The organism is Alteromonas sp. RKMC-009, assembly GCF_003584565.2.
Classification (GTDB): domain Bacteria; phylum Pseudomonadota; class Gammaproteobacteria; order Enterobacterales; family Alteromonadaceae; genus Alteromonas.
Genome location: NZ_CP031010.1, coordinates 983,374 through 1,005,230, shown reverse-complemented (window position 1 = coordinate 1,005,230; position 21,857 = coordinate 983,374). Strand labels below are relative to the sequence as shown.

At 49.0% G+C, this 21,857-nt stretch carries 26 protein-coding genes; 11 read left to right on the top strand and 15 right to left on the bottom strand.

The features are described from left to right. Positions 1–5: 5 nt before the first annotated feature. The 7 genes from lptB to DS731_RS04370 all read left to right on the top strand — a co-directional run bounded on the left by lptB (position 6) and on the right by DS731_RS04370 (position 5,044). Complete coding sequence (gene lptB / locus DS731_RS04400; RefSeq protein ID WP_119500185.1) at positions 6–731, top strand: LPS export ABC transporter ATP-binding protein; 726 nt, start codon at positions 6–8, stop codon at positions 729–731. 95 nt (positions 732–826) lie between these two features. Further along, positions 827–2,311, top strand: coding sequence for an RNA polymerase factor sigma-54 (locus DS731_RS04395; protein WP_119500184.1), 1,485 nt, complete (start codon positions 827–829; stop codon positions 2,309–2,311). 32 nt (positions 2,312–2,343) lie between these two features. Continuing rightward, positions 2,344–2,631, top strand: a complete 288-nt coding sequence (hpf, locus tag DS731_RS04390) for a ribosome hibernation promoting factor (protein WP_119500183.1) — start codon at positions 2,344–2,346, stop codon at positions 2,629–2,631. Between the two features lie 8 nt (positions 2,632–2,639). Beyond that, positions 2,640–3,083, top strand: coding sequence for a PTS IIA-like nitrogen regulatory protein PtsN (ptsN, locus tag DS731_RS04385; protein ID WP_119500182.1), 444 nt, complete (start codon positions 2,640–2,642; stop codon positions 3,081–3,083). Between the two features lie 46 nt (positions 3,084–3,129). Continuing rightward, positions 3,130–3,975 (top strand): RNase adapter RapZ, encoded by an 846-nt coding sequence (gene rapZ / locus DS731_RS04380; RefSeq protein ID WP_119500181.1) that lies wholly within the window; start codon positions 3,130–3,132, stop codon positions 3,973–3,975. Then, positions 3,975–4,247 carry an HPr family phosphocarrier protein gene (locus tag DS731_RS04375; RefSeq protein ID WP_119500180.1) on the top strand — a complete coding sequence of 91 codons (273 nt, stop codon included), beginning with the start codon at positions 3,975–3,977 and terminating at the stop codon, positions 4,245–4,247. The genes rapZ and DS731_RS04375 overlap by 1 nt, the downstream gene beginning before the upstream one ends. A gap of 53 nt (positions 4,248–4,300) precedes the next feature. Next, the gene (locus DS731_RS04370; RefSeq protein WP_150154229.1) at positions 4,301–5,044 is read left to right on the top strand and encodes a substrate-binding periplasmic protein; all 744 of its coding nucleotides are present in this window, start codon (positions 4,301–4,303) and stop codon (positions 5,042–5,044) included. A gap of 17 nt (positions 5,045–5,061) precedes the next feature. Here DS731_RS04370 and yiaA read toward each other — a convergent pair whose 3' ends face one another. The 3 genes from yiaA to DS731_RS04355 are packed head-to-tail and all read right to left on the bottom strand — an operon-like array spanning position 5,062 to position 6,584. After that, positions 5,062–5,454 carry an inner membrane protein YiaA gene (yiaA, locus tag DS731_RS04365; RefSeq protein ID WP_181013650.1) on the bottom strand — a complete coding sequence of 131 codons (393 nt, stop codon included), beginning with the start codon at positions 5,452–5,454 and terminating at the stop codon, positions 5,062–5,064. 18 nt (positions 5,455–5,472) lie between these two features. After that, the gene (locus tag DS731_RS04360; RefSeq protein ID WP_119500177.1) at positions 5,473–6,246 is read right to left on the bottom strand and encodes a DUF2145 domain-containing protein; all 774 of its coding nucleotides are present in this window, start codon (positions 6,244–6,246) and stop codon (positions 5,473–5,475) included. Continuing rightward, positions 6,243–6,584: a hypothetical protein gene (locus DS731_RS04355; RefSeq protein ID WP_119500176.1), complete on the bottom strand. Its 342-nt coding sequence runs from the start codon at positions 6,582–6,584 to the stop codon at positions 6,243–6,245. Before DS731_RS04355 ends, DS731_RS04360 begins: the two co-directional genes overlap by 4 nt. A 113-nt stretch (positions 6,585–6,697) precedes the next feature. Between DS731_RS04355 and DS731_RS04350 the strand changes: the two genes are divergently transcribed. Together DS731_RS04350 and mgtE are read left to right on the top strand one after the other, a co-directional pair. Then, the gene (locus DS731_RS04350) at positions 6,698–7,453 is read left to right on the top strand and encodes a helix-turn-helix domain-containing protein (RefSeq protein WP_119500175.1); all 756 of its coding nucleotides are present in this window, start codon (positions 6,698–6,700) and stop codon (positions 7,451–7,453) included. A 140-nt stretch (positions 7,454–7,593) separates the two neighbouring features. Beyond that, positions 7,594–8,952, top strand: a complete 1,359-nt coding sequence (mgtE, locus tag DS731_RS04345) for a magnesium transporter (RefSeq protein WP_119500174.1) — start codon at positions 7,594–7,596, stop codon at positions 8,950–8,952. Between the two features lie 27 nt (positions 8,953–8,979). On the opposite strand, the gene DS731_RS04340 is transcribed toward mgtE, so the two are convergent. From DS731_RS04340 to petA, 8 genes are all read right to left on the bottom strand, one after another. Continuing rightward, a complete protein-coding gene (locus DS731_RS04340) occupies positions 8,980–9,726 on the bottom strand; it encodes a response regulator transcription factor (RefSeq protein WP_161599094.1) in 747 nt (248 codons plus the stop codon). 63 nt (positions 9,727–9,789) lie between these two features. Next, positions 9,790–10,494: a spondin domain-containing protein gene (locus DS731_RS04335; RefSeq protein WP_119503296.1), complete on the bottom strand. Its 705-nt coding sequence runs from the start codon at positions 10,492–10,494 to the stop codon at positions 9,790–9,792. Between the two features lie 8 nt (positions 10,495–10,502). Beyond that, complete coding sequence (locus DS731_RS04330; RefSeq protein WP_232373536.1) at positions 10,503–11,177, bottom strand: spondin domain-containing protein; 675 nt, start codon at positions 11,175–11,177, stop codon at positions 10,503–10,505. A gap of 178 nt (positions 11,178–11,355) precedes the next feature. Then, on the bottom strand, positions 11,356–11,814 hold the full coding sequence (locus DS731_RS04325) for a ClpXP protease specificity-enhancing factor (RefSeq protein ID WP_181013649.1): 459 nt from the start codon (positions 11,812–11,814) through the stop codon (positions 11,356–11,358). Further along, complete coding sequence (sspA, locus tag DS731_RS04320; protein ID WP_119500171.1) at positions 11,811–12,443, bottom strand: stringent starvation protein SspA; 633 nt, start codon at positions 12,441–12,443, stop codon at positions 11,811–11,813. Before sspA ends, DS731_RS04325 begins: the two co-directional genes overlap by 4 nt. A gap of 112 nt (positions 12,444–12,555) precedes the next feature. After that, positions 12,556–13,290 (bottom strand): cytochrome c1, encoded by a 735-nt coding sequence (locus tag DS731_RS04315; RefSeq protein WP_119500170.1) that lies wholly within the window; start codon positions 13,288–13,290, stop codon positions 12,556–12,558. Beyond that, positions 13,287–14,552 (bottom strand): cytochrome b, encoded by a 1,266-nt coding sequence (locus DS731_RS04310; protein ID WP_119500169.1) that lies wholly within the window; start codon positions 14,550–14,552, stop codon positions 13,287–13,289. The genes DS731_RS04315 and DS731_RS04310 overlap by 4 nt, the downstream gene beginning before the upstream one ends. Before the next feature lie 2 nt (positions 14,553–14,554). Further along, entirely contained in the window at positions 14,555–15,184 is a 630-nt protein-coding gene (petA, locus tag DS731_RS04305) for a ubiquinol-cytochrome c reductase iron-sulfur subunit (RefSeq protein ID WP_119500168.1), read from the bottom strand. A gap of 491 nt (positions 15,185–15,675) precedes the next feature. Between petA and DS731_RS04300 the strand changes: the two genes are divergently transcribed. Beyond that, positions 15,676–17,115 (top strand): amidohydrolase, encoded by a 1,440-nt coding sequence (locus tag DS731_RS04300; protein ID WP_119500167.1) that lies wholly within the window; start codon positions 15,676–15,678, stop codon positions 17,113–17,115. Between the two features lie 130 nt (positions 17,116–17,245). Here the strand turns inward: DS731_RS04300 and rpsI are convergent, their stop codons facing one another. Together rpsI and rplM are read right to left on the bottom strand one after the other, a co-directional pair. Continuing rightward, on the bottom strand, positions 17,246–17,638 hold the full coding sequence (rpsI, locus tag DS731_RS04295; RefSeq protein WP_119500166.1) for a 30S ribosomal protein S9: 393 nt from the start codon (positions 17,636–17,638) through the stop codon (positions 17,246–17,248). A 12-nt stretch (positions 17,639–17,650) separates the two neighbouring features. Further along, positions 17,651–18,079, bottom strand: coding sequence for a 50S ribosomal protein L13 (gene rplM, locus DS731_RS04290; RefSeq protein WP_070123948.1), 429 nt, complete (start codon positions 18,077–18,079; stop codon positions 17,651–17,653). 334 nt (positions 18,080–18,413) lie between these two features. On the opposite strand from rplM, the gene DS731_RS04285 reads away from it, so the two are divergent. Next, positions 18,414–19,277 carry a transporter substrate-binding domain-containing protein gene (locus DS731_RS04285; RefSeq protein WP_119500165.1) on the top strand — a complete coding sequence of 288 codons (864 nt, stop codon included), beginning with the start codon at positions 18,414–18,416 and terminating at the stop codon, positions 19,275–19,277. On the opposite strand, the gene DS731_RS04280 is transcribed toward DS731_RS04285, so the two are convergent. Both DS731_RS04280 and relA read right to left on the bottom strand, forming a co-directional pair. Next, on the bottom strand, positions 19,240–19,692 hold the full coding sequence (locus tag DS731_RS04280; RefSeq protein WP_119500164.1) for a MazG nucleotide pyrophosphohydrolase domain-containing protein: 453 nt from the start codon (positions 19,690–19,692) through the stop codon (positions 19,240–19,242). The two genes, DS731_RS04285 and DS731_RS04280, sit on opposite strands and share 38 nt — an antisense overlap. Continuing rightward, positions 19,670–21,853, bottom strand: a complete 2,184-nt coding sequence (relA, locus tag DS731_RS04275) for a GTP diphosphokinase (RefSeq protein WP_119500163.1) — start codon at positions 21,851–21,853, stop codon at positions 19,670–19,672. Before relA ends, DS731_RS04280 begins: the two co-directional genes overlap by 23 nt. Positions 21,854–21,857 lie beyond the last annotated feature (4 nt).

Sequence of the window (21,857 nt, the reverse complement as noted above, 5' to 3'; positions counted from 1 at the left end):
GTTACATGGCAACCCTGAGTGCGACTCATCTGGCAAAGTCGTATAAATCACGCCAGGTCGTCCGTGACGTTAGTTTATCGGTTTCTACCGGACAGATAGTAGGTCTGCTGGGTCCTAACGGTGCAGGTAAAACCACAACGTTTTACATGATTGTCGGTCTTGTGCCGCTGGATAAAGGCAAAATCCTCATAGATGAGCAGGAGCTGACTCACCAGCCAATGCACGAACGTGCCCGCCGGGGAATTGGTTATTTGCCCCAGGAGGCATCCATTTTCCGCAAGCTGACCGTACATGAAAACATCATGGCGATATTGCAGACGCGTAAAGACTTAAAAAGTCATCAACGTGAGCAGGAAGCGGATGCACTACTTGATGAATTTAATATTAACCATATACGTAATAGCACAGGTATGAGTTTGTCGGGTGGCGAACGCCGCCGGGTTGAAATTGCCCGCGCACTGGCAGCCAATCCGCAATTTATTTTGCTCGATGAACCCTTCGCCGGAGTTGACCCGATTTCGGTTAATGATATAAAGAAGATCATTCAGCACTTACGGGACAGAGGTATCGGTATCCTCATCACCGACCACAATGTCAGGGAAACCCTTGATGTGTGTGAAGAGGCCTATATCGTCAGTCATGGAGAACTGATTGCTCAGGGCACCGCAGAACAGGTATTAAGTAATCAAAAAGTTCGTGATGTATACCTTGGTGAGCAATTCAGGCTATAGTTAAGATATCGGGATGAGCATTTAGCGGAGATTTCGCCACCGGCACTCACACCGCTACAACCGGATGTCCTTTTTAGAGTTTATATAAGACGTAGATGAAACCATCTTTACAGTTAAAATTTAGCCAACAACTGACAATGACGCCTCAGCTTCAGCAGGCGATCAAGCTATTGCAGTTGTCTACGCTGGACTTACAACAAGAAATTCAGGAAGCCCTCGACTCTAATCCTTTGCTGGAAGTCGACGACAGCTCCGACAACGATGTAATTGAGAAAAATAACATCGATAATGATGACAGCATGCAAGAGTCTGCATCAGCCTCATCTTCTGACAGCATGGATACCGGGGAAGCACTGGAAAAGAATGATTTACCGGACGAGCTGCCCATCGACAGTACCTGGGATGAGTACATTTCTGCGTCTTCTGCACCCGCGCCCGGCCCTTCCGGTGGCGACGATGAACAAATCTTTCAGGGTGAAACCACCGAAAATATTCAGGACCATCTGCTGTGGCAAATGCGTCTGACACCTTTTTCTGATACAGACCGCGCCATTGCACTGGCGATCATCGATTCTATTGATGAGTCCGGCTATCTCACGGTTACCGTTGACGACATTCTGCAAAGCGTTAACAGTGAAGATATGGAAGAGCCCGTTGAAGAAGATGAGGTTGAGTGTGTACTTAAACGTATTCAGCTTTTTGATCCTCTCGGTTCCGGGTCCCGCACACCGCAGGAGTGCTTGTTAGTTCAGCTGGCACAATTTGCACCGGAAACACCGTGGCTGGAAGAAGCTAAACTGCTGCTCAGAGAGCATTCCGATCTGTTGGGCAGTAAAGACTACCGTACGTTAATGCGTAAAACCCGCCTGAAAGAAGATCAGTTGCGGGAAGCGATGCGTTTGCTGCAAACGCTTAATCCCCGTCCGGGCAGTGCATTAATTACGAAAGAACCCGAATATGTCATTCCGGATGTATCGGTTGCGAAGAAAAATGGCCGTTGGGTTGTAGAATTAAACCCCGACAGCCTGCCTAAGCTCAGTGTTAATCAGCAGTACGCTGCAATGAGCCGTAAAGCAAGAAACAGCAGCGATTCACAATTTATCCGCTCTCACATGCAAGAAGCTAAATGGTTCATTAAGAGCCTTGAGAGCCGGAACGATACGCTGCTGAAAGTAGCAAATTGTATTGTTCAGCAACAGATGGGCTTTTTTGAGCATGGCCCTGAAATGATGAAACCAATGGTGCTGAATGATGTCGCAGAAATGGTAGATATGCACGAATCTACTATTTCCAGGGTAACAACGCAGAAGTACATGCACACGCCCCGTGGTATTTTCGAGTTGAAGTATTTCTTCTCCAGCCACGTTGCCACTGAATCAGGTGGAGAGTGTTCATCGACAGCGATTCGCGCCCTGATTAAGAAGCTGGTTGCCGCTGAAAATCCAGGCAAGCCACTGAGTGACAGCAAGATTGCTTCGTTGTTGGCCGATCAAGGCATTATGGTTGCCCGGCGAACAATAGCAAAGTACCGGGAATCCTTGTCGATCCCGCCGTCTAACCAACGCAAAAGCCTTATCTAACTTAAGGCTGCTCAAAATAAGGAAGACGAAATATGCAAATCAACCTTTCTGGTCATCACATTGAGATCACTGATTCTTTGCGTAATTATGTCGATACTAAGTTCAGCAAACTGGAACGTCATTTTGACCACATATCAAATGTGCACGTTATTTTAAATGTTGAAAAGCTTAGCCAAAAAGCAGAAGCAACGGTTCATCTTAGCGGCGCGGAAGTCTTCGCCTCTTCCGAAAATCAGGACATGTATGCTGCCATTGACAGCATGGTCGATAAACTCGACAGGCAGGTCCTGAAACACAAGGAAAAGCTTAAAAAGCACTAATTGAATTCATGGATATACAAGCCATAGTCAGCCTGGACCGCACCGAGTGTGCGGTCCAGTGCAATAGCAAAAAACGCATTCTCGAAATCATCAGCGGGATTGCAGCTAAAAATAACCCCGATGTAGACGAAGCCACCGTGTTAAGTAGCCTGCTGGCCCGTGAGCGAATGGGCAGCACAGGTATAGGTAACGGCATTGCCCTCCCCCATGGTCGTCTGGCCGGACTGGAAAAAGTCATCGCCATTGTGGTTACCAGCACGCCCGCCATCGATTTTGATGCAATCGACAATAAACCTGTGGATATTTTCTTTACTCTGCTTGTCCCTCAGGAACAAACCGAAGGACATTTACAAACTCTGGCCATGGTTGCCGGGAAACTCAGCGATAAAGAAACCATAAAAACTATCCGCAAAGCTCAGACAAGTGATGATATTATTCGCGCATTACAGTAACTTAGTGTAATACGCACCGACAACACGTGACTTCAGGAGAAACGGCGTGAAGTTAATTATCATCAGCGGACGTTCAGGTTCAGGAAAATCAGTAGCACTTCGTGCCCTTGAGGATCTGGGGTATTACTGCGTCGATAATATTCCGGTTAATCTGCTACCAGCCCTGACACACACTGTCGCCGATGAATACGAGCAGGTAGCTGTGAGTATTGATGTCAGGAACTTGCCTAAAGAGCCTTCTGAGCTGGTTGAAATTCTCGACTACCTGCCTCAGTCATGGACTGTCACCATCGTATATATTGACGCAAGTGACGATATGCTGGTGCGCCGGTTCAGCGAAACCCGCCGGTTACACCCGCTGGCCAAACTGAATAAATCATTGTCTGATGCCATTCAGACAGAACGGGAATTACTGGCCCCCGTAGCAGAAAGAGCGGATTTGAATATTGATACCGACTCTCTGAGCATCCACCAGCTGGCAGAATTAATCCGCGAGCGTATCCTCGGTAAGAAAAGCTCACGACTTGTTCTGGTATTTGAATCATTCGGCTTTAAACACGGTATTCCCAAAGATGCAGACTATGTATTTGACGCCCGTTTTCTGCCAAACCCTCACTGGGAGCCGGATTTAAAACACCTGACAGGCCTGGATACACCGGTTCAGGTTTTCCTCAGTTCCCAGCCTATTGTGACTAAATTTATCTGGCAGATTCAGAACCTCATCACGACCTGGCTGCCGCACCTTGAACGGAATAACCGCAGTTATGTGACAGTCGCTATCGGATGTACCGGCGGACAGCACCGTTCAGTTTATGTAGCGGAATCACTGGCGAAAAACTTCCGGGAATCTCATCCTGATGTCCAGATCCGCCACAGGGAGCAAAGTAAATAATGCGCATAGAGAAATCTCTGACTATTGTTAATAAACTGGGCCTGCATGCCCGGGCTGCAACGCAGTTGGTGCAACTGGCGAATCAGTTCGATGCCGAAGTTATTTTACAAAAAGGCGATAAGCAGGCTAATGCCAATAGTGTACTGGGACTGATGATGATGGAAAGTCATCAGGGGGAACAGGTTACTGTGATCTCTGAAGGTCCTGATGCTGAAGCTGCAATGGATGCTGTTGAGGCATTAATTGCAGGCAGATTTAACGAAGATGAATAGCGCCGGCACACCACTGAGTGTGTAGTGCCGGCGAAGGCTTAAAGGCAAACCCGTTGAAACGTTTCATCAGTTTAATCATCTTTTTGACAGCGATGGCTTATCAAAGCTCTGTATGGTGTGCTGAGCACAGAAAAAGTCTGACAACCGGTGGTACAGCCTGGCCTCCTTATCTGTACATAACAGACAATAATGAGCCGGCCGGTGAAGACTACCAATTGTTGAAGTCGGTTTTAGGCAAGCTGGATTATGCACTGGAAAGCCAGATCCTGCCTGAAAGACGGGTCACTCAGCAAATAGAACTGGGGCAAATTGATGTAGTTACAGGTGCAGCTTTCACACCGGCGAGAGCACTGAAAAACTATTTTTCTGTTCCTTACCGCAAAGAAACCATCAGCTTTGCCTTTCATCCTTCCCATCATAACGAATATGCCGGCAAATCTCTTGAAACCTTACTAAGGGAAGGCAAAACCCTGGCGTTAAATACCGGTGGGTGGTTCGGCGACTGGTTTAATGAAACAGTCACTGAGCAGTACAGCGCGCAGCTTATTCATCTGGATTCCGTTAAACGGCGGTTACAGTTTCTGAACAGAGGCCGTGTCGATTTGGTGCTGGACGATATCAGAGTGATTAGCTTTAATGCTGAACAGTTGCACCTCGAACTGGAAATCAGTAATAAGCCCGTTAACGTACAGGACGTCCACTTCATGTTCAGTAAACAATCTGTGGACCCGGGCTTCATAGATAAATTCAATCACGTCCTGTCTGACTATGTTAAAGACCCGGATCCTGCGATCTGAGCTTTCAACTTCACATCTTATTCCGCTGCCGCATTATCCCTGACATTTTTTTGCACCGTAGTCGCGGCAAACAAACTCAGTACAAAAGCCATCCCATAAAATCCTTTTTCACTCAGCAACAGGTTGGCGTTTACCAAACCAATGACTAACAGTGCAATAGCAGCACCAAGGCCAAACCAGCACAACATCAGGTATATTTTCGTTGTCTGTATGCCTTCCATTTTGTCCCGCACTGTTTTTTGTACAGACACGGCAGCAAACAGTCCAAAGAGAAATACAGCAAAGTAGTAGCCTTTTTCATTAAGTGGCATATCGGCATTCAGTAGTCCGGTGATGTAAGCAGCAAATCCTGTCAGCAGTGCAATAACAGAAGCAATAAAAAAGGCTTTCGTTGGTTTATTTGCGTTCATGATGATCTCCGTTTTATATCAGTGACTGGCATACAGCACGGTTTGATGTGCCACCAGTTGATTGTTTTCCAGATAATTAGCAATTGTGGTAAACGTAGCGGTTTGTATCGCGCCAGGATGGTCGCTTAACGACACACCGCTGCTCACCCAACTGCCTAACCGCAACTTCATTTTGTTAACCTTCACCGGCTGTGCTTTAAACCATGCCTGCGTATTGTTTTTAAGGCGATGACTGTCAGTGGTGTCGTAAATAGCAGCATTCAGCACATCAAGGGTGTACTCAGTGCAGTTTTGCTTTCCTTCCGTAAACGGACTCGCTATGACGGAATAGGCCGGTTCGTGAAGCAATTTCGCTTTGTCCTGCGCATACAGGGCAACAATTTTCTGCTGCACTTCCCAATCGGGAATAATTATGCCGGCTTTTAACTCCGTCGCTCCCCAAAAGAAATCCACCGGATAATCCGTTTTCAGTACGCTTGTACCCGGCTTATCTGCCAGCTGATATAAATTGTGTATTGCATACCCCTGCTCTACCGTGCCGTCATCCAGCGTAACATCGGAATACAGTGCAATTGCCGTATGGGTAAATGAAATACCTTCAGGCAAGTCTTCAGACGCCCGTCCAACCCGCGCAATGATCGCCGCATAGGCTCCCTGCTCAGCCAGATAATGCTCGGTTTGCTTTGCAAACTTTATAATCGCCTCCGGCGCATGCCGGCGGGGTGCTTCTTGCTGACTGCCGGCAAACACAGGCAACGCCAGACACGCAAGCATTGCTATCGCGGACCTCATTGAGTTTTCCCCTGTGTCACGATAGTCTGGTTTATCACCACGTTGGGGGCCGGGTCTGCAGTAATCACCCGTTTTGTCACCGGTAAAGGTTTATTGCTTTTCTCAATGCTATGGTGAACGGAGTGGGCTGAATCTGCCGCAATCACTGCCACTCCCACACTTAACACGACCGGTGCAACCGATACAGCGCTGGCCACTGATGCTGTTGTTTGCACACTTTCCGTTGCTGCAAGCACACTGTGTTTACTTGCCTGACCGCTGTGTTGTATTGAGTCGTCGGCCATTACACCGCAACTCAGTGTCAGTATTGCTAAACCTGATATCAATCCATGTTTCATTTTCAGTTCCTCAGTAGTGACTGTGTATTCACAGTAGTTCGGAGAAGAACATTAATAAACTCAAATAATTGATGTAGACTATTTCAACACCAAAAGTATCACTTATTAATACTATGCAGCAGATTAAGCAACTCATCGGCACCCTGAAACGCAGTTTGAAGCAGCGGGGTTTTACTTATAAATCACTGGCGGAGCGCCTTGACCTGAGTGAGGCAAGCATTAAAAGATGTTTTGCACAGGAAGCCTTTACTCTGGAGAGACTGGCACAAATTTGCGATGTGATGGACCTGACCCTCAGTGAACTGTTTCAACTCAGCGAACGGGAACAGCCCGCCCTGTCCCAGTTAACAGAAGAGCAGGAAAAAGAGTTACTGGCTAACCCGAAGCTTTTGCTTATGGCCGTGCTGGTAAGGGACGGATGGCAGTTTGACGATATCACCGGTCATTATGAGATAGACCCACTGGAAGGTGTCAGGCTGCTGGCAAAGCTCGATAAACTCAGGCTGATAGAACTTTTGCCCGGCAACCGGTACCGTCTGCGCATTGGCCAGAATTTCCGCTGGATCCCGGGAGGACCGTTAGCACAGTTTATGGAACAGGAAGTTATGGTGAAGTTCATGGCGCCGAAGCGGGGTGAGCCCTGGCTGTTCAGGCTATACATCCGCGGCCGCTATTCAGAGGAATCCATCCGGATCATTGAGAAGCGCCTGAAGCAACTGTCAACGGAAGCGGCAGAATTAAACGATGCTGATTCATCTTTACCGGTTTCAGAACGAACGCATATTGGTATGTTGCTGGCGATGCGTCCCTGGGAACCCTCCCTGTTTGAAAAGATGCGCAGAGAGCAAAGCGAAGCGCAGCAGCAATAAATCACCCCGATGCTCACAATTTGTGCAAACGGACTGTTTGTGACGATTCGCAGGCAGATATACGCCGCTTTCCCGATGACAGTTTCCGGAGGGTAAGGTATTCTTTATCTACCTCCCTGTTTGTTTCTCAAAGGATTTCCGTGGCAGAAGCACTCGAAAGCAAATCAGCACAAAGCCAGCTATGGGCTCTGAATGCGGCGTTAAATGACGGCCGTTTTGTTTCTGTGCGCAAAATGCTGCATGAGCTGCCACCCAGCGATGTTGCCCTGATCCTTGAATCCAGCCCGACCCGGACCCGTGATGAACTTTGGGACCTCATAGACGGCGATTTTCACGGCGATATTTTAGAAGAACTGTCAGAAGATGTACGTAACGGTATTATCAGCAAGATGGTGCCTGAGAAGGTTGTTGATGCCCTTGAAGAAATGGACACCGATGACCTGGCGGAAACGTTAAGCAGTCTGCCGGATGAAGTATTGCAGGACATTCTGCAGTCCATGGATACTCAGGACAGACACCGGGCAGAACAGGCGCTGTCTTACGGTGAAGAAACCGCCGGTTTTATCATGAACACCGACACCATTACGTTGCGTCCTGACGTAACTGTTGATGTGGTGTTGCGCTATCTCAGACTGAAAGGGGATCTACCGGAAAACACGGATACATTTTACGTGGTCAACCGCACAGACAATCTGGTGGGCATTGTGCCGGTAGCACGCCTGCTGACTGCGGATCCCGACGATAAAGTGTCAGAGGTCATGGATGATGATCCCGAAGCGATCCCTGTTAATATGCCTGACGGTGAGGTTGCCAGTCTGTTTGAACGTTACAACTGGTTGTCAGCCCCTGTTGTGGACGAGAAAAACCGCCTTGCCGGTCGAATTACCATCGATGACGTAGTCGACATTATCCGCGAGGATGCGGAGCACTCGATGATGAGTATGGCCGGTCTGGATGATGAAGAAGATACTTTCGCGCCGGTGTTACAATCTACCCAGCGCCGCTCCGTATGGCTGGCTGTGAATCTGGTTACCGCCCTCCTTGCCGCAGCGGTCAGCGACTTATTTGAAGCAACACTGAGCCAGATGGCCGTGCTTGCTATCCTGAATACCATCGTTCCCAGCATGGGTGGTGTAGCCGGTAATCAGACACTCACGCTGGTTATCCGTGGTATGGCACTGGGCCATGTCAATGGCAGCAACGCAAAGTGGCTGGTTAATAAAGAGCTGGCAATCGGCCTGTTAAACGGCGTAATGTGGGCAGTACTTATCGCTTCTGTAATAGGTCTGTGGAAGCAGGATGTTATGCTTGGCCTCGTTATCGCCTTCGCCATGCTCGTCAACATGATTGCCGCTGCGCTATCCGGTGCAACCTTACCCATGATCATGAAACGTCTGAAAATCGACCCTGCGCTGGCCGGCAGCGTTATTTTGACAACCATTACCGATGTGGTGGGTATTTTTGCCTTCCTGGGAACTGCGTCACTGCTTTTAACCTGAGCATATTCACGCCCCGGCAGCCACGTCTTAATACGTGGCTGCAGAATATCTGTCAGCAGACGCACGATGCTGCCGGAGACTACTTACCGGCGGCCGGGGCGTAAAGCGGTATCCTACTACCCTCACGGTTTCCAGCATAGCGGCCACGCTCTCATCTGCAGCCAGCTTACTGCGCAACCGGTTGATGTGTGACACCACGGTATGTTCATAGCAGTCAAGCTGATGACCCCACACTGTTTCCAGTAGCTGATTACGGCTGAATACCTGATTGGGATGACGGACAAAATGCGCAAGCAACATAAATTCCGTAGCGGTAAGCGGCAGAGCCCTTTCGCCGATCCTTGCCTGATGGGATTTGATGTCCAGAGATAACCTGCCAGACTGCAAAAGATGACATTCCGGCGGCTTTTCCTCATATTCAGGACGATAGCGGCGAAGCTGCACTTTCACTCTTGCCTGTAAAACCCTGTCGTGGCACGACAGCATCACCACATCGTCTGCGCCGAGTTCCAGCGCGAGGATATGGTCAGTTTCACTTTGAGATGCGGTAGCAATAATGACAGGCAGCAGAGGGTATTGCCGGCGGATTTGACGGCATACATCCAGTCCGCAGCGGCCGGGCAATACAATATCCAGAACCACCAGACTAAATTGATTTGCCGAGATTGCCTCACAGGGGTCGCTAAGCGTTGTCACACACTGGTGTCCCAGTGCCTCCAGACACTTGCGGATCCGTTGTGATTGAGCCTGATCATGCTGAGTTAACAAAATCATCTTCCCTCCGGCTGTTTTCATATGCAATGACTCGCATAGAAACAGACCGGAGGTGCCGGTATTTTATTCCACCCGGGTGATAATTAATTTCATCGCCGGATTGTCAAAACGGTGTTCTGAACCCAGAACAGAGTCTGTCAGTCCATCCTCTGCACTGACAACGCCGCCATGAAATGTGACAGCATCAAGGGCCTCTCTGCCTTCGCTGACACCTTCCCCGCCATCTGCCGGACCGGGTATAGTGCCCGCCGCCTCCGTATTGTCTTCTGTACCCGCATCGTAGACATGGGGCAACATGGTAAGCGCGTCATTTGTCACCAGCGCAGATAAATCCAACCCGGTTATTCCTGTGAATCCGTCATTGGTATTTACCAGCATAGTGACAACACTCAACAAAGCAGAATCACTGGCTTCCATGGTAAGCATAAAGGTTTCGCTGCTTCCGGGCATCAATGGCTCAGTACCGGCTTCTGCAACCAGCGTCTCGTCCTGTGCTGTCAGTGCACTGCTGTCTCCTCCTTCGGCAAGCATGGCTAGCCCGTCCGATGCAGCGCTGCCGGTTTGCCACAGAGTCACAGAGTCACTGGCAATCACCGCGACCGGCGAGAATAGTTGTGCAGCGGTCAGATTGGTTACGGTTATTTCATAAGTGCGCATTTCTGGTGCCGGTGGTTCAACGACGGTTTCATCATCGTCATCTGAACACGCCGCCAGGGTGAATAAAGCGACGGTCAGTGCGCTTAAGCGTATTATCCGTTGATTCATCATATCCACTCCTATTCACTTACCGTCACAACCACTCTGGCTACGGGATTGAGCCAGCGCTGTACCGTGTTTTGAACATCACTCATGCCACCGCTTAGCATATCGTCTCCCAGATTGCCGGGATGGATATGAACGGTCGCATTGGTGATAGTGGCATTCACCCCGGTGCCGTCCGTGCCGACTAACGCTTCCAGAGGAGGAGGAACCGGCATACCTGCTTCACCGGGTACGCCGCTACCGCGAACTTCATCATTGGCCTCGGTACCGGCATCATAGGCATTCAGGTAAATCATGTAGGTGCCGGGAGTTTCCGGTATGGTCCAACTGTCTAAACCAACAAAGCCATCATTGGTGGGCAACAACATGGCTACCAGACTCAGTTGGGTATTGCCGTCAGTGGTGGTCAGCATGGCAGATGTGGTCATTGCCGGCATAAGTAATCCGCCAGCGGGATTACTGACCATATCAGCAGACGCTCCGGCCGCCACTGTTTCCAGCCCTGAGATATCACCGCCTTCCGCCATAGCCTGCAATTCTGTGCTTGCTGCTTCACCGGTCACGAACAGATGGGTGTCGCTGCTGTGTGCTGCTATGAATAAAGGTGTGAATGCGATACCCCGGGTGAGGTTTTCCACTGATATTTCTACTTCAGCGGCGCTTAAAGTAAATGCCGGCAGGGTGGCCATGCAGAGGGTTGTGTAGCGAAGGGTTCTGTTTGCCATGATAAAGCTCTCTGTTGTTGTATGGAGCATTTATCCTGGCGCAGGATCCTCCCGGTTTGCTCACGGCCAGATCACAACAGCAGTACTTTTAAGAAACAGTATTAAACAGAATTAAAAAATCCGGCGCGGAGGCCGGATTTTTTTATTTAATGATTTTCAGCGTAGGTTTGCCTTTCTTCGGCGGCACCGGCGCGTTCTCAGAATCGCCATCGGTAACGTCGGAAGACGGTCCGTTCAGCGTGTCAGTATCGTCATCGCTCAACTGTTCAGGCGCCTGCATTTCATCTTCAACGGCAAAAACAGTTCCTGCGCCATTCTCACGGGCATAGATTGCCAGTACAGCATGGCAAGGCATATAGATCTGGCGGGGTTGCCCACCAAAACGAGCCTGAAACGAAATAGCGTCCAGATCCAGCGAGAAGTTAACGCACGCAGAAGGAGAAACATTAAGCACGATCTGGCCGTCTTTAATGAATTCCTGCGGAACATCAACACGATCCACCGTGGCATCTACCACAATGTAGGGCGTTAACTGGTTGTCTACAATCCATTCGTAAAATGCACGCAGCAAATACGGCTGATTGGATGTCATTTTACTCATAACGGATTATGAATTTCGCGTTCCTGATCAGTCAGAGAAGCTTTGAAAGAACTGCGGGAGAAAATGCGGTTCATGTATGCATTCACTTCTTTACTGCCATTACCGGTCAGAGTGATCCCCAACGCAGGTAAACGCCACAACAGCGGTGCCAGGTAGCAATCCACCAGGCTGAATTCTTCACTCATGAAGAATGGCATTTCAGCAAAGATAGGACCTAATGAAAGCAACGCTTCACGTAATTCATTACGTGCAGCTTCTACATCACCTTCATTACGGAAAATACGCGCAGCCAGAGAATACCAGTCCTGTTCGATGCGGTGCATCATCAAGCGGCTCTGACCACGGGAAACAGGGTATACCGGCATCAATGGAGGATGAGGGAAACGCTCATCTAAGTATTCCATGATGATATGGGATTTATATAACACTAACTCTCTGTCAACGAGGGTTGGCACAGTACCGTAGGGGTTCAGATCAATCAGATCCTCAGGCAGGTTAGTTGGATCAGTGTAGCTAATTTCAACACCCACACCTTTTTCCGCCAAAACAATACGAACCTGGTGACTATATATGTCAATAGTATCTGAGAACAACGTCATGATTGAACGCTTATTCGCGGCTACGGCCATTCATTTTCCTCCGTCGAGAGTGTTACCTTGCCCGGCCGTATTGCGACCAGAAACAAATGCTAAAAAAGGGGGCGGAATGCCCCCTTGCGTATTATACACAAATTAACAGAAATTAGTGCACTTCCTTCCAGTATTCTTTCTTCAGTAAGAAAACGAAGATGAACAGCACAACAATGAACACCAGTACCCACTTTCCGATAGCTTCGGATTGCAGGCGGAACGGTTCGCCACTGTATGCAAGGAAGTTAACCAGGTCAGCAATCGCCTGATCGTACTCTTCTGTGCTCAGCGCACCGTCACCATCGGTTTTAATACCCACAAACTGCTCTTTCATTTCACCGTCAACCATGGTTTCTTCATGGGTTAAACGGGGCGTGCCCTGAAGCGGCTGAAGGACATGAGGCATACCTACATCTTTAAATACCACATTGTTCACACCAAACGGACGGCTTTCATCAACATAAAAGCTGCGCAGGTAAGTATAAATCCAGTCGGAGCCTCTGACGCGGTTCACCAGCGTCAGGTCAGGCGGCGCCGCACCAAACCAGGTAGCAGCTGCTTCTTCAGGCATAGAACGGGTGATGTAATCCGTCACCTTCTCACCGGTAAACTGGAGGTTTTCCTGACCAATCTCATCAGGAATACCTAAATCGGTGAAGGTACGCTGATAGCGCTGGTATTGCATAGAGTGGCAACCCAGGCAGTAATTCATAAAGATTTTGGCACCGCGCTGTAACGACGCTTTATCGGTTAAATCAACTGGCGCTTTGTCCAGATGGACATTTCCGCTGGCAGCCATCGCCATACCCGGTACGAGGAATGCCAGTAACAACATTAGTTTTCTCATTTCGGGATCCTCGCTGGTACAGGCTTCGTCGTTTCATTTTTGCTGTATAAGAACAGTGCCACGAAGAAACCAAAATACAACACGGTAGCCACCTGAGAAGCAATGATTTTCCAGTTTTCCTGTGGTGTACCGCCCAGGTAACCAAGGAATACGAATACCGCAGCGAAAAGCAGCAAGTTGACTTTGTGCAGGCCACAGCGGTAACGCCATGACTTCACCCGTCCACGGTCAAGCCACGGCAGTGCAAACAGGGCCGCAATGGCACCAAACATAGCAATAACACCAAACAGCTTATCCGGCACCGCTTTGAGGATGGCGTAGAAAGGTGTGAAGTACCACACAGGGAAAATATGCTCCGGCGTCTTCAGCGGGTTAGCAATTTCAAAGTTTGGATGTTCAAGGAACTTACCCCCCATTTCTGGCGCAAAGAACATGATGTAACAGAATACGAAAAGGAAGATACTGAACGCCACTAAATCCTTAAGCACGATGTGCGGGAAGAAGGGCACCACATCATCAGCGATGTCATATTTACTGGTGTAGTACTCGTGGATTTCGTATTTAGTCTTTTCACTTTCAGGCAGAGAGCCCTTCTTGTGCTTGATGGCCACACCGTCAGGGTTATTAGAGCCCACTTCGTGTAATGCAATGATGTGCAGGAACACAAGAATGACAATGACCAGTGGCAGAGCGATAACGTGCAGAGCAAAGAAGCGGTTCAGCGTAGCACCGGAGATAACATAGTCGCCCTGAATCCAGATGACCAGGTCCGGACCAATCACCGGAATCGCACCGAACAGAGACACGATAACCTGTGCGCCCCAGTAAGACATTTGGCCCCAGGGAAGTACGTAGCCCATGAAGGCTTCGGCCATTAACGCGAGGTAGATAAACATACCGAAAACCCACAGCAACTCACGGGGTTTCTGATAGGAGCCGTAAATCATGCCGCGGAACATGTGCATATACACCACAATAAAGAACGCAGATGCGCCGGTACTGTGCATATAACGGATGATCCAGCCGAAATCGACTTCACGCATAATGTACTCGACAGAGAAGAATGCTCCTTCCGCCGTCGGGTTAAAGTTCATGGTTAACCAGATACCGGTTACGATTTGGTTGACCAGCACGATGGTGGCCAGAAAACCAAATACGTACCAGAAGTTCATATTACGTGGAGCAGGATATTGAATGGCGTGCATATTCGCCACACGCATCATCGGGATACGCTCTTCAATCCAGTTTAAAAAAGCATTCATAATTAAACTGCCTCCGCTTCTGAACCGATGATAACGGTGGTGTCGTTAACATACTGATAAGGCGGAACCACCAGGTTAAGTGGTGCAGGTACGCCCTGAAATACACGGCCGGCCATATCAAATTTGGAACCGTGACAAGGACAGAAAAATCCGCTGGGTACACCCTCTACGGCTTCTTCGAAGGCACCGTCTTTCAAGTATTGCGGAGAACAGCCAAGGTGAGTACAAATACCTACCAGAATGAGGTATTCCTCTTTCAGAGAACGGTAGCGGTTTTTAGCAAATGCAGGTTGCTGCTCTGTTTCAGACTCAGGATCGCGAAGACTGTCTTCGTGAGTGGCCAGTTCTTCCAGCACTTCCGGGGTACGGCGTACAATCCAGACCGGTTTGCTTCGCCACATAACACGAATTAACTGACCCGGCTCAATCGCACTGATGTCCACTTCAACATCTGCGCCGGCGGCTTTGGCTTTCGCACTCGGGTTCCAGGAAGTAACAAAAGGTACCGCTGCACCTGCAACACCAACAGCACCAACCACCGAAGTTGCTACCGTTAAAAAACGGCGGCGGGTGTTGTCCGGTTGGCTTCCGTTGAGTGCAGAGTCTTTTGCATCTACTGATACGTTACTCATCCACAATTCTCCAGATTTGGATTTTGATACCGGAGCAACTTTTTAACATTAAAGTTACGTACCGGTATCAGTCGGCCTGTCTTGATTTGCACTGTCAGCGCCCGTCTGTTGTGAGCGTCACGATGCTTTATAATTATTTCGACCAAAGATGATAAGTGAAAAGCCCTTATTGTTACAAGGTTTTATCAACGATTAAAAAACGATAACCTGCGCTTAATCAAAGACCTTTTAAAAATTTAATGATTCCTGTCCTGTTATTATCATTGTAGTGACATGATGTATGGTGAATGTCACACAATGATGAAACCCGAACGTATTGCCGTTCAATTTCAATAATAAGCCGGAACCGGAGTCAAATCTTCAGCCGGACTTCAGTATAGTCTATCAGTTCCGGAAAACCGTTTTTCCGGCGGGAATTTAATAATAATTAAACCTCCGCCCCGAAATTCACAATTAACCGGTTAATTAAAGCAAGGAGCGTCACTAATATCATGAGAACACTCAGTAAAATTCTCTGGGTCACCCTGCCCTTTTGCACACACTTCACTTTTGCTGCGCAAGATGACGCAACGTTTGTTAAGAACGCCATTGCTGATCATCAATCTCAAATGGAGAACATTTCAGACTCATTGTGGAACTGGGCCGAAGTTGGCTATAAAGAAACACAAAGCTCAGCATTAATGCAGACTGTCCTCCGTGAACATGGCTTTAACGTTGAAGCCGGCGTGGCAGGTATGCCCACCGCTTTCGTAGCCACCTGGGGTGGCGATGGTCCGGTCATCGGCATGCTGGCAGAGATGGATGCTCTGCCCGGTTTGTCCCAGCAGGCGATTCCTGATAAAAAACCACAGAGCGGCATGCACAACGGTCATGCCTGCGGCCACCACCTGTTTGCCGGTGGTTCAGTGGGTGCTGCGCTGGTTGTGAAGGACTGGCTGGAAGCCACCGGTACCGCTGGCCAAATCCGGGTATATGGTACGCCGGCGGAAGAAGGTGGTTCCGGAAAGGTGTATATGGCACGTGAAGGTTTGTTTGATGATGTAGATGTGGCACTTCACTGGCATCCGGGAGACGGAAACTCTGCCGAAGCTTCTTCCACTCTTGCCAACAAGAGTGCAAAGTTCCGCTTCCGTGGTATTGCGGCTCACGCTGCGGCTGCGCCGGAACGGGGTCGTTCCGCGCTGGATGCAGTAGAAGCAATGAACATGATGGTAAACATGATGCGTGAACATGTACCTGACCGCACCCGCATCCACTACGTGATCACCAACGGTGGTGCCGCTCCGAACATCGTGCCCGATTTTGCTGAAGTTTATTATTACGTACGCTCCCCCGAACCTGAAGTGGTACTGTCTTTATGGAAACGTCTGGAAAAAATAGCAGAAGCCGCAGCACTGGGAACGGAAACAGAAATGGAAGAGGAAGTTGTTGGCGGCACCTGGAACATTCTGCCTAATCTGACGCTGGCCCGCCAGATGGATAACAGCATGCACGCATTCGGCGGGATCAGTTACAGCGCTGAAGAAGAAAACTTCGCTGATAAAATTCGTCCGTCACTGGGTAAACCGGCCATGAAAGCGAAAGGCCAGCAAAGTGAGGTTGCGAAGTTTTCAGAGGATATCCCTGTCTGGTCTGCATCAACAGATGTGGGTGATGTGAGCTGGCAGGTACCTACAGCCGGATTGCGTGCAGCAACCTGGGTTCCGGGTACACCACCCCACAGCTGGCAGGCGGTTGCTGCCGGTGGCATGTCCATCGGTAAGAAAGGTATGACGCTTGCGGCCAGCACACTGGCTCTCACTGCGATAAAATTATTCGAACAACCTGCAGTTATTGAAGAAGCAAAAGCAGAATTTGACCGTCGTGCATCAGAAGTGGAATATGAAGCTCTGCTGGGAGATCGAAAGCCGGCGCTGAATTACCGCGATTAGCGCGACTAATCAGAGTCTTTCCGGTGTTTCAGCGTGCAGCAGAAACACCGGACAAACTTATCAGTAAATAAAATACAGGCATAAAAAAACCCGGTCGATGACCGGGTTTTTGATAACAGTAGTAAGCGAATTAACGCTTGGAGAACTGTGGCTTCTTACGTGCTTTGTGCAGACCAACTTTCTTACGTTCAACGCGACGAGCGTCACGAGTAACAAAGCCAGCTTTGCGCAGTGCAGGACGTAACGCTTCATCATACTCCATCAGAGCACGAGTCAAACCGTGACGAATTGCACCAGCCTGACCGTTTGAACCGCCACCTTTTACAGTAACGTAAACGTCAAACTTCTCAGTCATTTCTACCAGCTCAAGAGGCTGACGAACAACCATGCACTCAGTCTCACGACCAAAGTACGTATCCAGCGCGCGTTGGTTAACTACGATGCTGCCTGTACCCGGACGCAGGAACACACGAGCAGTAGAACTTTTGCGGCGGCCTGTGCCGTAGTATTGAGTATCTGCCATGTCAAATGCTCCTTAGATGTCCAAAACTTGTGGTTGCTGAGCTGCGTGCTTGTGTTCTGCACCAGCGTAAACTTTCATTTTACGGAACATTTCACGACCCAGAGGGCCTTTTGGTAACATTCCTTTAACTGCTTTCTCAATAACCATTTCTGGCTTGTGAGCGATCAGCTTTTCAAAGTTTGTCTCTTTCAGACCACCTGGGTAACCAGTGTGCGCGTAGTACATTTTGCCCTTCGCTTTATTACCGGTTACAGTCACTTTCTCTGCATTGATAACAACGATGTAATCGCCAGTATCAACGTGAGGAGTGTACTCAGCTTTATGTTTACCACGCAGACGGCGTGCAATTTCAGTCGCAAGACGACCTAAAGTTTTGTCAGTGGCATCTACCACGTACCAGTCACGTTGTACCGTTTCTGGTTTAGCAACAAAAGTTTTCATTTCAAAATCACCCGAAAAATTCTTCGTTACAGATTACCGGAACAGCCGGAAATCTAATTAAAATCAATGACCGGACCCCTTCGAGCCCATTGATTCTTCCACCTTCCCAAAGGTGGGCGTAACTGGGCAGGGCGCGAATTATACAGGATTTGAATAAAAAGCGAACCCCTGACGGGAAATTTCTGACAATTAAATAAAAAACTGGCATCGCTTAATTATTAAGCTAGAGTAAATAGTGTTTACGCACACATCCGGCACACAACAAACTTTGCTTATAAAAACACGATATGTCAGACAGAGGCTGCTTCTATGCATCACTTTACTGTGCTCTTTCATGTGCAGCGCCCCCGTGTTGTCTCAAACTTATACCTTTACCCAATCCTTCGCCGGTCCGACCTACGGCGTGTACAATATTGATGTGATGCGCGCGGCACTGCGCGTCACTGAAGATGACTACGGTGCTGTCACCCTTGAGAGACATCCCTTCCCCATGCCGCAGGGACGACAAATTCTCACGCTGCTTCGGGGTGAAAGCGACATCATGTGGAGTGTGACCACTGATGAACTCGAACAACAATTACTGCCGGTAAGGTTCCCTTTACTGCAAGGGTTAGGTGGTCACCGCATTTTCGTGATCAATAAAAATAAGCAAAATGCCTTTGGCCCGGGGCAGACCCTTGATGGTATTAAGTTGATGACATCGGTTCAGGGGAGTGACTGGCCGGACACTAAAATTTTGCAGTATCACAATTTTACAGTTGCCAGTATCAGCTGGAGTGACTGGTACACTACTATGTACCGCAGTCTCGAAGAGGGGATCATCGATTATTTTCCCCGTAATGTGGTGGAGGTATACAGAGATTTGTCCTATCACAACAGCGATAAGCTGACTATTGAGCAGAATCATCTGATCATTTACCCCAGCTACGAATACTTTTTTGTCGCCCCTCACGCGCCCGAATTACAGCAAAGATTGCAGGACGGGCTGACAAGGCTGTTGAAATCCGGAGAACTGGCGAAAATATTTAACCGCTATCCTGAGCACCGCAAAGCATGGGACATGGTCAAAAAGGGGAAGCGGGTTGTGCATCTGCTGGAATCAAACGTGCTGTCTTACTCATTTGAAAATCCCGACTGGATTGAAGCACCTTATGCGTTACTTAACGAGATTTCTGCTTTGCAAGCTCAGCCGCTTTAGCTTTTACCCAGAAGGATTCTAAAGACGGTAAGTCGTAACCGGCTAGTGCCCGGCCTTCTTCATTGGCCAGCGCAACCACATGTTCGAACCTGTAGCGGAATTTTTCACTGGCTTCACGCAGCGCCTGATCGGCATCAATATCCATATGGCGGGCTAAATTGACGATGGCGAACAAAGCATCGCCAATTTCTTCCTGAAGCCGGCCTTTGTCCACCGGGCTTGCATCCAGTTCCTGCTGAACTTCATCGACTTCTTCTTTTATTTTATCCAGCACCGGCTGTGTTTCGTGCCAGTCAAAGCCCACGTCACGACAGCGCTGCTGCAAGGCCTGCGCATATTTGAGCGCAGGCAATGCGGGATCGGTGGCTTCGAAGAACGCCTCAGCGTTACCGTTAACCGGTTTTACGTTTGACATCAACTACACCTTTTAACTGCAACAGCCGGGTCATCACTTTTGATAAGACCTGACGGTCCGGCACTTCTACCGAAATAGAAATCATCGCCGTCTGGCGGGTTTTATCACTCAGACTGTTAACGCCAAGCAGCGCCACACTCTCGTTTGCCAGTACAGTAGTGATATCTCTGAGCAGACCAGTCCGGTCTGAACAGAAAATGTCGATACCGGTTTCAAAACCCACATTTAACTGTGTCGACCAGCTGACTTCGATTTGTCTTTCAGGATGCTGTTCTAACAAATGCTGCAACTGATCGCAGTTTTCTTTGTGCACACTGACACCCCGCCCCTGCGTGATATAACCCATAATGGATTCACCGGGTACAGGCTTACAGCAGTTCGCCAGTTGACTCATCAGATGACCAACCCCTTCAATGACTACCGTATCCTGCTTGCCTTTAGAGCCGGCATTCTTGCGGGTTTTCACCTTCGGACTGATTTCCGGCTCTTCTGCCGGTTCCGGCTCCAGCAGGTGCTGAATATGATTCACCACTGTCATCACACGGATATCACCCACACCTATGGCAGCGTAGAGATCGTCCACGTGCTGGAGATTGTACTTCTCACACGCTTCGGCAGGTACTTTCACCGGCAAGTGAGCACGGGATAATTCCCGTTCCAGCATTTCCTTTCCGGCCAGCAGGTTTTTCTCTTTATCCTGCTTTTTAAAGAAAGAGTGGATAGTCGCTCTGGCTCTGGATGAATGCACATAGCCGAGCCCCGGATGCATCCAGTCACGGCTCGGGTTAAGCTCTTTACCGGTATGAATTTCTACCTGGTCACCGCTTTGCAACTGGTAGGTAAATGGCACAATACGCCCGTTTACTTTAGCACCAATACACCGGTGACCAACGTTACTGTGAATGTAATAGGCAAAATCCAGCGGCGTCGCACCCTGTGGCAGGTCGACTACATCCCCTTTCGGGGTAAACACATACACACGGTCGTCGAATACCTGACTACGTAATTCTTCGACCAGATCGCCGCTCTCCGCCACTTCTTCCTGCCAGGCAAGAATGCGGCGTAGCCAGTTAATGCGCTCATCGTAACCGGATGCCTTTCCGGTAGACCCTTCTTTATATTTCCAGTGGGCTGCCACACCCAGTTCTGCATCCTGATGCATTTGCTGAGTGCGGATTTGAATTTCAACAGGTTTGCCTTCGGGCCCCACAATAACCGTGTGGATAGACTGGTATCCATTCGGTTTTGGTGTGGCGATGTAGTCGTCAAACTCTTTGGGAATATGTTTGTAGTTTGCGTGTACGGTACCCAATGCGGCATAACAATCCTGCAACCGTTCAGCAATGATGCGTACCGCACGAATATCAAAAAGCTGCTCAAAAGTAAGATGCTTTTTCTGCATCTTTTTCCAGATACTGTAGATATGCTTAGGGCGGCCGTAGACTTCCGCTTTGATATGCTCGTTATCCACCAACGCCTGCAAATCAGACACGACATTCTGAATGTAGGTTGCCCGCTCTTTGCGCTTACCATCCAGCTGTTGAGCAATATCTTTATAGGTTTTCGGATGCAGGTAGCGGAAAGCCAGGTCTTCCAGTTCCCACTTTAACTGACCGATACCCAGACGGTTTGCCAGCGGCGCATAAATCGTCGCGCACTCTCTGGCCACCAGCACCCGGGTCTCTTCGTCGGCTTTTTTAACCTGTTGCAGTGCACAAATCCGTTCAGCCATCTTAATTACCACGGCGCGGACATCTTCCACCATGGCAAGTAACATCCGGCGGATGCTGTCGATATGCTGTTCGTCAGGAACAGACAGGGAAGATTCATTCCGGCGACGGCTATGCAGGGTTTTGATAGCGTCCATGCGGCGGACACCATTGATCAGATCGCTGATCTCCTCACCAAACTCCGCCAGCACGTCAGTATCGGTGAGATTGTGCTTTTCACAATACGGATACACCAGTGCCGCCTGAAGCGTGGCATCATCCATGTTCAGCTGATGCAGAATTTCTACCATTTCCTGCCCGACCAGCAGACGGTCAGGCATATGGGACACTGCTTTTAATTTTTCTTTTGTAGTATCACTTAGCGACAGACTATTTAACCAGGCTTCAAATGACGGTCTGTCAGGCTCGTGTACTTTTCGTGTTGATACCATAAAA